We start from the raw sequence: 12,249 nt of genomic DNA on the forward strand, positions 1-12,249 counted from the left end.
TCCCGCAGGACGTTGAATCATCATCCATGAATAGGCACCGCACGAGAAAATGCGTATGCGTTTTCGAGGAGTCTCGCATATCCTCGCCAATCAACTTTGTTGCAAATTGACTGTGATATTACGTTAATCAATATTAAACCACCAGTTATGGTGAAGATCCGTTGGATAATATATTCGTTATAATTCTATTAACATAGCAGAGTAATCATTATATATTATTATTCCAATAATATAGTACTTATGTTCATGGATAAGTGGAATTTGTGGATATAAAGTTGTTCACCAATACATTTTCGGCTTAAATGAGCCAAAAATTTAACGATGCAATATTCTTTAGTTCAACTTATATAACTAGCAAGAACTCCGCTGAATCAATTGAAAATCAAGTTTAATTTGCTGTGGCTCGTTACCATCAATGAATAAGTCGACGGCTGTTTTCCCCATGGATTCAAGAGGAAGGGAAACCGTTGTAATACCCATCTGCTTAGCGATTTCATCGTTATCAAAGCCAATTACGGCTAATTGTTCTGGAAAATCAATTCCCGCATTTTTACCTGCTAACATACATCCGGCAGCAGCCTGATCATTGGTTATAATCAAAGCATCAGGTTTATCTGCAAAATGGAGCCATTTGTTGAAAATATCCACACCGTCCTTCATGTTGTAACAGCCTTCGAAGATCCAATCCGGATTGGTTTCCAACTTGAATTCGCGAATAATATCTTGATAGGCTTTTGAACGCAAATGGCTATTGCGGCCTTTTTTTCGTCCAAGGCTGTATCCAATTTTACGATGGCCTCTTTCAATGAGATAAGTAAGGGCAGTTGAAAAAGCGGTATATTGATCAATGCTTATGGAGGGAAAAGTGTCCTGCGCGGAATCTTCACATAAGATAATCGGACCGTATCGGTTGTATTCATTCAACGTTTTCACTTCATTGATTCGTGAGCAAATGATGAGCGCGTCCAGCTGCTTCATTTTTAGCATTTCCAATGCTTGTAACTCTTTGTCTTTTTCGTAATGGGTTTGGAAGATTACCAAATGATAGCCGAATGCATTTGCCCGCTTCGAAATGCCCTCCATAATTGCGCCAAAATAAGGATGATTCGTATAAGGAATCACTACGCCTATCAAGTGTGTTTTTCCTTTTGCTAAATGAATCGCATTGATGTTCCTCGTGTAATGCAATTGCTCAACCGCCGTCAAAACAGCTTCTTTTTTTTCGCTGCTCACATATGGATGATTGTTTAAAACCCTTGAAACGGTCGTTACGGAAACACCCGCTTTTTCGGCTATTTGCTTAATATTGGCCATATGATCCCTCACCACTTATCTTTTAACACTAGTTTAACGTATGAAATGCGTTTCAGAGCAAGAAAAGGTATATGGACGATAAATTCACTCACAGATTAAAGCAAATAAAGGGTATTGTTCTGGTATGCGTTTCATCCCTTATCATATTTTTGAAAAGATGAAAGGGGAGATTTCAAATGCTTCAGGGCCTATTGAGTCTAGCATTACTTTGCACGATCGAATTGGTTGCCGCTTATTTTGCGATAAAAGCAATAAAATAGGGTTCTTCACCAAAAGAAGTGGTTTAAGCTTTGATTATCCGTTGACTTCCGCTCCAGGCGCTCGCTTTCCGCGAGCAGTCCGGAAGCCTCCACGGCAAAGAGCACGCCTCCGGGACTTACACAGGATGTGTTGGCGTCGACGTTTGCCACAGGACGTGGCAGATATTAGTCGACGTTCCGTTAACTGGTCTGCTTATCCCGCAAGACGTTGAATCATCATCCATGAATAGGCACGCACGAGAAAATGCGTATGCATTTTTCGAGGAGTCTCGCACATCCTCGCCAATTAACTTTGTTGGAAAATTGACTGAGATATTACGTTAATCAATATTAAACCACCAGTTATGGTGAAATGCCTAAAATTGAAGGGTAAAGAAAAAATACCCAATCCTACTATATTGTTGTGATTTTCTCTTTATCAAGTATAATAATAAGATGTAAATTACTTTAATCTTTTGCTTGAGCCTTTTAAGGGAGAGTTACCATGCAGTCAGAAAAAAATTTAACGTCCCGTTTAGATTACGGATTGACATTCATTATATTTCTTTTGTTCCTTGCAAGTACCATAGCCATCTATAGTGCCCAGACATCAGGGCAATATGAAAGCAATTTTGTTATAAGACAAATCATTTTTTATGCGATTGGCGTTGCCATCATTTTTGGTGTTATCACTTTTGATTCTGACCAATTGAAAAAGCTCTCTTGGTACGCATACGGATTCGGCTGCTTTTTACTAGTATTTCTAATCATTGCTCCTGAAAGTATAGCGAGGCCCATCAATGGAGCGAAAAGCTGGTTCCAGGTCCCGTTGATGGGATCTTTTCAGCCCTCGGAAGTTATGAAAGTGTTTTTAATCGTGGCTCTGGCAAATGTCATTTCGAGCCATCATCTGAAAACACCTATTAAAACAGCTAGAACCGACTTCTGGCTAATGGCGAAGCTCGGTCTTGTTACAGTTCTCCCTCTTGCACTCATTATGCAGCAGCCAGATCTCGGGACATCCCTTGTGCTTTTGGCTATTTTAGTAGGGATGATTTTTATCTCAGGTATTACCTGGCGTATATTAGTGCCGATTTTTTCAGTGGGGATCTCATTAGCTGGGACAATCATGTATTTTGTACTTTGGCATCCTGAAATATTGGAAAAATATCTAGGAGTTCAGCAGTATCAATTCGGAAGGATCTATTCCTGGATCGATCCGTATAATTACCAGGACACTGAAGGATATCATTTGACTCAATCCCTGCTTGCGATAGGTTCAGGACAAACGGATGGCAAGGGGGTCGGTACCTCCGAAGTGTATCTGCCGGAAAGCCAGACCGATTTTATATTCAGCATCATCGGTGAAGAATACGGATTTATCGGCTCAAGTATTGTCATCAGTTTATTTTTCCTGCTTATTTATCAAATCACGAAAATCGGCATGGAGACGAATAATAATTTTTATACCTATATTTGTGTCGGTGTCATCAGCATGATTACCTTCCACGTGTTCCAGAATGTTGGGATGACAATCGGTGTGCTTCCGATTACAGGTATTCCGCTTCCATTCATCAGTTACGGAGGCAGCTCTTTGATGGGCAATATGCTTGCGATGGGAATCATCTTCAGCATCCGCTATCATTATAAGAAATATATGTTTGCTACTGACGTTTAAAAAGACATTTGCCGCTGCATTTGTCTTTTTTCTTCCGTTCAGGACCTAACTACTCCAAAATGAAAGGATGAGATTCATGAACGAAGAGTTTGATTCCCAATTTCATGCACTGCTTGAGAAGTACACTGAATTGTTGACAGGTGAATCCGGCCGGGAGCTGCAAGGAAAGGTCCAATATTATGCACTTTATACGTTCATCGCCAAATCCATGCCGGCGCTCGCGAAGCATTGGAATGAAAAGTATCCGGAAGCTAAGAACGAGCTAATGGATATTATCAAAGAGATCAAACAACTAAATGATGCAAAACGCTCGGATCAGACGGGCAAATAAAGAACAGGCTTCTATCCGCTGGATAAGAGCCTTTTTTTATGCATTCATTACAAAAAATGTTATATGGAAATAGGAAGATTGAAGTTTTAAAATAGCGCATTGTTGCTAGATTTAAATTTTTCATTAACGCAAAATAATTTTTCATATTCAAATATTATGACAAATGGTAAAATAAATACGTTGCTTTTATAGATATTTAGGGGGCTATACGCATGGAGCAAATCATGAGGGATTTCTTTCTCTTTCTTTCTAAAAATAAAAGTTTGACCAAGCTGGCTAAAAAATACGGCCTGCACTTTGGCGCCTCCCGTTTCGTCGCTGGAGAAACCGTTGATTTGGCCGTAAAGAAAATAAAAGATTTAAATGAAAAAGGTCTTGCGGTAACGGTTGATTATCTTGGCGAGTTTGTCGATAACGAAAAAGAAGCGAATGAAATGGCGGACAACTCCATCTTGGCTATCGAAGCAATCGGCAAGCATAAATTGAATTCACAGCTGTCTTTAAAAATGACTTCAATGGGAATGGATATCTCCGAGGAAGTCGTCATGAAGAATATGAGAAAGATTCTCGACGCTGCGAGAAGAAATGACGTATTTGTAACGATTGATATGGAGGACTATTCACGCTGCGAGACTACGATCGACATCTTCAAGAAATTAAGGGTAGACTATGAGAATGTCGGGACGGTCATTCAGGCCTATCTTTTCCGAACCGAAAAGGATATTGATGATCTAAACAGCCTTAACCCGAACCTCCGTCTTGTAAAAGGCGCTTATAAAGAATCCGAAGAAGTTGCATTTCCTGATAAAAAGGATGTCGATGAAAACTATAAAACGATCATCAAGATGCATTTATTAAATGGAAACTATACCGCGGTTGCCACCCATGATGATGCGATCATCGAATATACAAAACAGCTGGTAAAAGAGTACAACATACCAAATGATCAATTCGAATTTCAAATGCTTTACGGCATCCGGAATGAACGTCAGTTGGAGTTAGTGAAGGAAGGCTACAAAATCAGAGTATACGTACCATACGGCACAGACTGGTATGGTTATTTTATGCGCCGTCTCGCTGAGCGTCCGGCTAATGTGGCCTTTGTCTTAAAAGGAATGCTTAAAAAATAATGGGGAAGCGTAATGCGGAAAAACATCTACCTGATGATTTCTCCGCATTTTTTCATTCCATTCCTAAGGCAGAAGGAAAGTATAAACTTTCCTTTCTGCATAAGTGCAACTTCGTCTAATCTCCGCCTTGCGGCTCGACAATCGACGAGTTTTCTTTATTTATTTTTTATATTGGTTATTCTGACTGTTCACTTTTCCGCCGCCATCGTTTTCCACAGTAGGACCTGCATTCCCCTTTACACTCGCTGCACTTACTCCGGCTTTGGAGGGATTCTTTTTGAGTCTCGCCATATGGATTTCACCTCCTGCTTGTCCCGTTTATTTTTTCCGAACCAAATTATATTAACCGTCCATATATTAACGCTCAGTTGCTGCACTTTTTTAGCAGATAAGAAAGTATGGACGATCTTATCTGCATAAGGGCAACTACGCCTCTGTCCTTACCTTTCAGCTCGCCAATCGGCGAGTTTTCTTTATATGCGAATGAATAGAATGATAGAAGAAAGAAATATGAGAAAAATATAATTTTTTAAGTAGTTTTTAATTGCGGAATTTTCGAAAATATTTTATATTTAAATCAGCAGGAAAAACATGCATATTTTTTTGAAAGTAAAATGAATGAGTATTCATTCAATACATTAAGTAAGGGGGATATGAATTTGGTTCGACAAATACGAAAGGCTGCTATTCTGGGGTCAGGAGTTATGGGATCCGGGATTGCTGCACACCTTGCGAACATCGGCATTCCAACTTTATTATTAGACATTGTTCCTCGTGAACTGACAGAGGATGAGAAGAAAAAAGGGCTGACACTTGATGACAAACAAGTCAGGAACCGCATCAGCCAAAGTTCTGTGCAAAAGCTTTTAAAACAAAAGCCGGCACCGCTGACAGCTAAGAAGAACTTAGCGTTAATTGAAGCGGGTAACCTGGAAGATGACATTGACCGCCTTAGTGAAGTCGATTGGGTCATTGAAGTGGTTGTCGAAAACCTTGCGGTGAAAAAGCAAGTATATGAGAAAGTCGACCAATTCAGAAAGCCGGGCAGCATTGTCAGTTCGAATACTTCAGGTATTTCGATTGAGGCTATGGCTGAAGGCCGTTCGGAAGATTTTAAAAAGAATTTCCTGGGGACACACTTTTTCAACCCGCCCCGTTATTTAAAACTATTGGAAGTGATTCCTACTAAAAACACTGACCCTGAAGTGCTTTCATTCATGAAGCTATTTGGCGAAGATGTACTTGGCAAAGGCGTGGTTGAAGCAAAGGATACACCGAACTTCATCGCCAACCGGATCGGTACTTACGGGCTGCTTGTGACTGTCCGCGAGATGCTTAAAGGCGGTTACAGCGTAGGAGAAGTAGATTCCATTACAGGCCCGATGATTGGAAGGGCGAAAAGCGCAACTTTCCGTACACTTGATGTCGTTGGACTCGATACGTTCGCGCACGTTGCCAGAAATGTATATGACCAAGTGGAAGGCGCGGAGAAGGATGTATTTGAAATTCCCGGCTTTTTGCAAAAAATGATCGATAATGGGTGGCTGGGCAGCAAATCAGGCCAAGGTTTCTTTTTGAAAAAAGGCAAGGAAATCCTTGAATTGAACCCGGAAACATTGGAATACGTTGAAAGAAAAAAATTGAAGACAGCCTCTACTGAAGCAGCAAAACAGCAAAAAGGACTAGCGAACAAAATGAAAGCGCTTGTATATAGCGATGACCGTGCAGGTGAATTATTATGGAACATCCTTAGCCCTGTTCTTGTTTACTCGGCTGAATTAGTTGGCGAAATCGCTGATGATATTGTCGGAATTGATCAAGCGATGAAATGGGGATTCGGCTGGAGTACAGGCCCATTCGAAACGTGGGATGCCATCGGTCTTGAGAAATCAGTTGCGCGAATGAAGGAAGAGGGGACCCAGGTTCCTCAGTGGATTGAAGACATGCTCGCGGGCGGTGCTACTTCTTTCTACCAGGAAAACGAAGAAGGTAAAATCTCTTTCTATATAAACGGTGAATATAAAGAGTTGGTTGAGAATCCAAAGGTCATCAACTTGAAATCATTGAAAAAACAAGGCAAAGTCATCAAGAAAAACAGCGGTGCCAGCTTGATCGATATCGGTGACGGTGTAGCTTTATTAGAATTTACTTCTCCAAACAATGCAATTGGTCTTGATATCATTCAAATGATCAATTTTGCAGTAGATGAAGTGGAAAAAAATTATAAGGGTCTTGTTATCGGAAACCAGGCGAAAAACTTCTGCGTCGGTGCGAACCTGGCCATGATGCTGATGGAGGCCCAGGATGACAACCTTCCTGAATTGGATATGGTCATCCGTCACTTCCAGCAAGCGATGATGAAAATCAAATACAGCGGAAAACCGGTTGTAGCCGCTCCGTTCAATATGGCGCTTGGTGGTGGCGCTGAGGTTTGTCTGCCAGCAGCACACATCCAGGCTTCAAGCGAAACATATATGGGCTTAGTTGAAGTCGGCGTCGGTTTGATTCCTGGCGGAGGCGGAAACAAAGAACTTTATATCAAGCATTTAAAGAGCATGCCTCAAGGTGTTGAGTTCGACCTGCAAAAGGTTGCCAACAAAGTGTTTGAATCGATCGCAATGGCGAAGGTATCAATATCAGGAGAAGAAGCCCGCGAAAACAATTTCTTGAACTTCGCAGACGGAATCTCTGTTAACCCGGATCACTTGTTGCATGATGCGAAACAGGCTGCTCTTGCCTTACATGAGCAAGGGTATACGGCCCCTGCAAGAGCTAAAGTTCCTGTAGTAGGCGAGACTGGTTATGCAGCACTTCTGCTGGGTGCAGAATCGTTAAGGCTGACGGGTTACATTTCTGACCACGATATGACGATCGCCAAGAAACTAGCATATGTCATTGCAGGCGGTAAACTACCGTATGGCACAGAAGTGGATGAACAATATTTGTTGGATTTAGAAAGAGAAGCTTTCTTAAGCTTAATCGCTCAACCAAAATCACAACAAAGAATGCAGCACATGCTTGTAAAAGGAAAGCCGTTGCGCAACTAAAAGAACTTGCTTAATGGATGGAATCAAAAAAAGTAAGGGGGATCTCCATGAGAGAAGCGGTAATTGTAGCCGGGGCACGTACACCGGTAGGTAAAGCGAAAAAAGGTTCTCTTGCTAACGTACGCCCGGATGATTTAGGAGCTCTTGTTGTCAAAGAGACGTTAAAACGTGCGGGGAATTATGAAGGAAATATCGATGATTTGATTATAGGCTGTGCCATGCCTGAGGCAGAACAAGGATTGAACATGGCCAGGAATATCGGGGCACTGGCTGGGCTGTCGCATGAAGTTCCTGCCATCACGATCAACCGTTATTGTTCAAGCGGCTTGCAAAGTATCGCATACGGCGCTGAAAGAATCATGCTCGGCCAAAGCGATACAGTTATTGCAGGCGGAGCAGAATCAATGAGTCTAGTACCGATGATGGGCCATGTAACACGTCCGAATTCGAAGCTAGCGGAAACAGCTCCGGAATACTATATGGGAATGGGCCACACGGCTGAAGAAGTTGCAAAGAAATTCGGGATTTCTCGTGAAGATCAGGACGCTTTTGCCGTACGCAGCCACGAAAAGGCAGGAAAGGCCATCGCCGAAGGCAAGTTTGCTGATGAAATTGTACCGGTTGACGTAACACTTCGTTCCGTTGGCGCAGATAACAAGCTTAAGGAAAAAACATTCCAATTTTCCCAGGATGAAGGAGTACGCGCGGGAACTACTACAGATATTCTTGGTAAATTACGGCCTGCCTTCTCCGTGACAGGATCCGTTACAGCGGGAAATGCTTCACAAACAAGTGACGGCGCGGCGGCTGTAATGGTAATGGATGGTGAAAAGGCTTCATCTCTTGGCCTTCAGCCAATGGGCAAATTCCGTTCCTTTGCTGTAGCGGGAGTTCCGCCTGAAATCATGGGAATCGGGCCTGTGGCTGCGATTCCGAAAGCGTTAAAACTAGCTGGTCTTGAACTTTCGGATATCGGATTATTCGAATTGAATGAAGCATTCGCTTCACAATCGATCCAAATTATTCGTGAGCTAGGCCTTAATGAAGAAATCGTTAATGTAAATGGCGGTGCCATTGCCCTTGGTCATCCACTTGGATGTACAGGTGCTAAGTTGACACTTTCCCTTCTACATGAAATGAAGCGCAGAAACCAACAATTCGGGGTCGTTACCATGTGTATCGGCGGCGGAATGGGCGCTGCGGGCGTATTTGAACTATTAGCTTAAGGTGAATTTTTCAGTTGATTCGCTCTGATTCTTATCAAGAGCGGGTCTTAGTTACAATAAACTACAATCTGGGAGGTAACAAAATGTCAAATCAAACAGAAGCTTTAATAAAAGGCGGCGGCTTTTTAGTCGAAGACGTTTCTTACGAAAGAGTGTTCACACCGGAAGATTACACAGATGAGCAAAAAATGATTGCGAAAACAACTGAGGATTACGTAGCAAATGAGGTTCTTCCTCAGGTTGAACATCTTGAAAACCATGAATTTGACCGTTCCGTAAAATTGTTAAAGCAAGCCGGGGACCTTGGATTACTGGGAGCTGATGTTCCTGAGGAATACGGTGGGCTGGGGCTTGATAAAATAAGTTCAGCATTGATCTCTGAAAAGATGGCACGTGCAGGCGGCTTCTCGATCACTCACGGAGCGCACGTTGGGATCGGTTCTCTTCCGATCGTTTTATTCGGTAACGAAGAGCAAAAGTCGAAATATCTACCATTGCTGGCAACGGGTGAGAAGCTTGCTGCCTATGCATTGACTGAGCCAGGTTCCGGTTCTGATGCACTTGGTGCAAAAACAACAGCTAAATTGAACGCTGAAGGCACTCACTACGTATTAAATGGTGAGAAGCAATGGATCACAAACGCCGGGTTTGCGGATGTATTCGTCGTATATGCAAAAATCGATGGCGATAAGTTCTCAGCTTTCATCGTTGAACGTGAATACCCGGGCGTTTCTACAGGAGCAGAAGAAAAGAAAATGGGTATTAAGAGTTCTTCTACACGTACTCTAATTCTTGAAGATGCACAGGTTCCTGCAGAAAACCTTCTTGGTGAGGTTGGCAGAGGCCACGTCATTGCATTCAATATCTTAAATATTGGACGTTATAAGTTAGGGGTAGGTGCCGTCGGAGCATCCAAGCATGCACTTGCTTTAACTGCAGCTTATACAAACCAGCGCCAGCAGTTCAAAACACCACTGTCTTCCTTTAACCTAACAAAAGAAAAACTGGCTACAATGGCATCGAAGCTATATGCGGCTGAAAGCTCTGTTTACCGTACGGTTGGGCTTTTTGAAGACCGAATGAGCCAGCTGACTGACGAAGAAGTTAGAAACGGGAAAGAAGTGGCTAACTCCATTGCCGAATACGCAATAGAATGCTCACTTAACAAATTCTTTGCTTCTGAAGTATTAGATTATGTTGTTGACGAAGGTGTTCAGCTTCATGGTGGATACGGATTCATGCAGGAGTATGAAATCGAAAGAGCATATCGTGATTCCCGTATTAACCGTATCTTCGAAGGGACAAATGAAATCAACCGCCTTTTGGTACCTGGAACGTTCATCAAAAAAGCACTTAAAGGCGAACTTCCTTTGTTCCAAAAAGCACAGGCTTTGCAGGAAGAATTAATGATGATGATGCCTGAAGAGCCAGGGGATGAGCCATTGGCACAAGAAAAAATGCTAGTGCAGAACGCCAAGAAAATCGGCTTATTGGCTGCAGGCCTTGCTGCCCAAACATTTGGCAAAGAACTGGAGCAGGAACAAGAAGTGCTTGTTAACATTGCGGATATTGCTTCTTTCGCCTATGCGATGGAATCAGCGGTATTGCGTACCGAAAAAGCAATTGCAGCTACAGGACTTGAAAAGAACCAACAAAAGGTTCTTTACACAGAAATTTTCTGTCAGGAAGCTTTCAACCAAATTGAGCAGCATGCAAGAGAAACACTTATCGCTGCACAGAGCGGAGACACTCTACGCACGATGCTGTCTGCTTTCCGTAAATTGACAAGACACAATCCTATCAACGTGATTGCTAAGAAGCGCGAAGCTTCAGCCAAGCTGATCGAAACAGAGAAATATGCCCTATAATCCAGGTTAACATGGCAGACCATTGCCTGACGGAAATATCCTTTTAAGGGTATTTCCGTTTTTTACATGCCAAGCATATGAAGTTATGTGAAATCAAAAAAATTACATCATATGCTTTGTATTGGAAAAGAAAAACGGGTATTCTATCAATAGGTGGTGAATGTATGGCTTTAACTTTTTACTGGTATCCAAAATGCGGAACATGCCGAAAAGCGAAGAAATGGCTGGATAGCCATGAGATTCCATATCAGGAAGTTCATATTGCTGAAAATCCGCCATCGAGAAACGAAATGGAAGATTTGTACCGAAATAGCGGATTGGAACTGAAAAAATTTTTTAATACGAGCGGGCAAAAGTACAGGGAACTTGGCTTAAAGGATAAGCTGAAAAGCGCAACCGAAGATGAAATGCTTGATTTGTTAGCGAGCGACGGGATGCTGATCAAAAGACCGATTGCCACTGACGGCAGCAAGGTCACAGTTGGCTTTATTGAAGTAGAATATGAGCAGGTATGGCATTCATAATCATTGCCAAAGGTCGTCTAAATCTATTAACAACAATAGATATTATTTAATTACATAAGTATGGAGGGAATTTACTATGACAACACCAAAGGAACTTCGTTATTCTGAAGAGCATGAGTGGGTAAAGACGGAAGGGGAAAATGTGCGTGTAGGCATTACGCATTTTGCACAATCCGAGCTGGGGGATATCGTATTCGTTGAGCTTCCGGAAGTTGGAGCTGAAGTGAAGGCTGACGAGCCATTTGGCAGCGTTGAGTCGGTAAAAACGGTTTCTGAGCTATATGCGCCGATTAGCGGGAAGGTTATTGAGGTGAATGAAGACCTGAATGACAACCCCGAATATGTGAACGAATCTCCATACGAAAAAGCATGGATGGTTGTTATCGAGCCTTCTGATAAGAGTGAAATGGACAATCTGATGACTGCAGAACAATACGAAGAAATGACGAACGAAGGATAAGATGATGGAGAAGGCTGTCTAAGTCTTCTCCATTTTTATCCCGCTTTAACGGGCAGTAAAACCCCCACTTCAAGACTTGGATGGAAAAACAAGGATAAGTGCGGGGATTAACTGCCCGTTAAAGTCCGATTGGTTCAACTAACCATCGCTGGGGGATAAACAAAACCCCTGCCGATGGAAGTTTCACTTTATCCCGCTTTAACGGGCAGTAAGCCCCCCCACGTCAAGACTTGGATGGAAAAACTAGGATAAGAGCGGGGAATAACTGCCCGTAAAAGTCCGATTGGTTCAACTAACCATCGGTGGGGAACAAAACCCCCGCCGATGGAAGTTTCACTTTATAAAAATGGCTCTGTTAAACGATAATGTTCTTTTGGGAAGGGAATCTGCGAGACTCCTCGAAAATGCATACGCATTTTCTCGTGCGGTGTC

General features: G+C 42.4%; 10 protein-coding genes. 8 read left to right on the forward strand and 2 right to left on the reverse strand.

The features are described from left to right. Positions 1-351 precede the first annotated feature (351 nt). Positions 352-1,314 carry a LacI family DNA-binding transcriptional regulator gene (locus D0463_RS07555; protein WP_117306773.1) on the reverse strand — a complete coding sequence of 321 codons (963 nt, stop codon included), beginning with the start codon at positions 1,312-1,314 and terminating at the stop codon, positions 352-354. Between the two features lie 744 nt (positions 1,315-2,058). Between D0463_RS07555 and D0463_RS07560 the strand changes: the two genes are divergently transcribed. The 3 genes from D0463_RS07560 (at position 2,059) to D0463_RS07570 (ending at position 4,692) form a co-directional block, all read left to right on the forward strand. Continuing rightward, positions 2,059-3,231 carry an FtsW/RodA/SpoVE family cell cycle protein gene (locus D0463_RS07560; protein WP_117306774.1) on the forward strand — a complete coding sequence of 391 codons (1,173 nt, stop codon included), beginning with the start codon at positions 2,059-2,061 and terminating at the stop codon, positions 3,229-3,231. A 76-nt stretch (positions 3,232-3,307) separates the two neighbouring features. Further along, on the forward strand, positions 3,308-3,562 hold the full coding sequence (locus tag D0463_RS07565; protein ID WP_117306775.1) for a DUF2573 family protein: 255 nt from the start codon (positions 3,308-3,310) through the stop codon (positions 3,560-3,562). 212 nt (positions 3,563-3,774) lie between these two features. Further along, entirely contained in the window at positions 3,775-4,692 is a 918-nt protein-coding gene (locus tag D0463_RS07570; protein ID WP_117306776.1) for a proline dehydrogenase family protein, read from the forward strand. Between the two features lie 159 nt (positions 4,693-4,851). Here D0463_RS07570 and D0463_RS07575 read toward each other — a convergent pair whose 3' ends face one another. Continuing rightward, the gene (locus tag D0463_RS07575) at positions 4,852-4,983 is read right to left on the reverse strand and encodes a YuzL family protein (protein ID WP_117306777.1); all 132 of its coding nucleotides are present in this window, start codon (positions 4,981-4,983) and stop codon (positions 4,852-4,854) included. 362 nt (positions 4,984-5,345) lie between these two features. Here D0463_RS07575 and D0463_RS07580 point away from each other — a divergent pair, with 362 nt between their 5' ends. The 5 genes from D0463_RS07580 (at position 5,346) to gcvH (ending at position 11,817) form a co-directional block, all read left to right on the forward strand. Next, complete coding sequence (locus D0463_RS07580; RefSeq protein WP_483295724.1) at positions 5,346-7,739, forward strand: 3-hydroxyacyl-CoA dehydrogenase/enoyl-CoA hydratase family protein; 2,394 nt, start codon at positions 5,346-5,348, stop codon at positions 7,737-7,739. A gap of 47 nt (positions 7,740-7,786) precedes the next feature. Then, positions 7,787-8,965, forward strand: coding sequence for an acetyl-CoA C-acetyltransferase (locus D0463_RS07585; RefSeq protein WP_117306779.1), 1,179 nt, complete (start codon positions 7,787-7,789; stop codon positions 8,963-8,965). 83 nt (positions 8,966-9,048) lie between these two features. Beyond that, positions 9,049-10,833, forward strand: coding sequence for an acyl-CoA dehydrogenase family protein (locus D0463_RS07590; RefSeq protein WP_117306780.1), 1,785 nt, complete (start codon positions 9,049-9,051; stop codon positions 10,831-10,833). A gap of 164 nt (positions 10,834-10,997) precedes the next feature. Then, positions 10,998-11,357: an arsenate reductase family protein gene (locus tag D0463_RS07595; protein ID WP_117306781.1), complete on the forward strand. Its 360-nt coding sequence runs from the start codon at positions 10,998-11,000 to the stop codon at positions 11,355-11,357. 76 nt (positions 11,358-11,433) lie between these two features. Continuing rightward, positions 11,434-11,817, forward strand: coding sequence for a glycine cleavage system protein GcvH (gene gcvH, locus D0463_RS07600; RefSeq protein WP_117306782.1), 384 nt, complete (start codon positions 11,434-11,436; stop codon positions 11,815-11,817). Positions 11,818-12,249: the final 432 nt, after the last annotated feature.

Origin of the sequence: Bacillus sp. V59.32b (assembly GCF_003429085.1) — a bacterium.
In the GTDB taxonomy this organism is placed as follows: domain Bacteria; phylum Bacillota; class Bacilli; order Bacillales; family DSM-1321; genus Peribacillus.

Bases quoted from the DNA above. Each gene is read 5' to 3' on its own strand.
- D0463_RS07555 (WP_117306773.1), bottom strand. From the start codon at position 1,314: ATGGCCAATATTAAGCAAATAGCCGAAAAAGCGGGTGTTTCCGTAACG.
- D0463_RS07560 (WP_117306774.1), top strand. From the start codon at position 2,059: ATGCAGTCAGAAAAAAATTTAACGTCCCGTTTAGATTACGGATTGACA.
- D0463_RS07565 (WP_117306775.1), top strand. From the start codon at position 3,308: ATGAACGAAGAGTTTGATTCCCAATTTCATGCACTGCTTGAGAAGTAC.
- D0463_RS07570 (WP_117306776.1), top strand. From the start codon at position 3,775: ATGGAGCAAATCATGAGGGATTTCTTTCTCTTTCTTTCTAAAAATAAA.
- D0463_RS07575 (WP_117306777.1), bottom strand. From the start codon at position 4,983: ATGGCGAGACTCAAAAAGAATCCCTCCAAAGCCGGAGTAAGTGCAGCG.
- D0463_RS07580 (WP_483295724.1), top strand. From the start codon at position 5,346: ATGAATTTGGTTCGACAAATACGAAAGGCTGCTATTCTGGGGTCAGGA.
- D0463_RS07585 (WP_117306779.1), top strand. From the start codon at position 7,787: ATGAGAGAAGCGGTAATTGTAGCCGGGGCACGTACACCGGTAGGTAAA.
- D0463_RS07590 (WP_117306780.1), top strand. From the start codon at position 9,049: ATGTCAAATCAAACAGAAGCTTTAATAAAAGGCGGCGGCTTTTTAGTC.
- D0463_RS07595 (WP_117306781.1), top strand. From the start codon at position 10,998: ATGGCTTTAACTTTTTACTGGTATCCAAAATGCGGAACATGCCGAAAA.
- gcvH (WP_117306782.1), top strand. From the start codon at position 11,434: ATGACAACACCAAAGGAACTTCGTTATTCTGAAGAGCATGAGTGGGTA.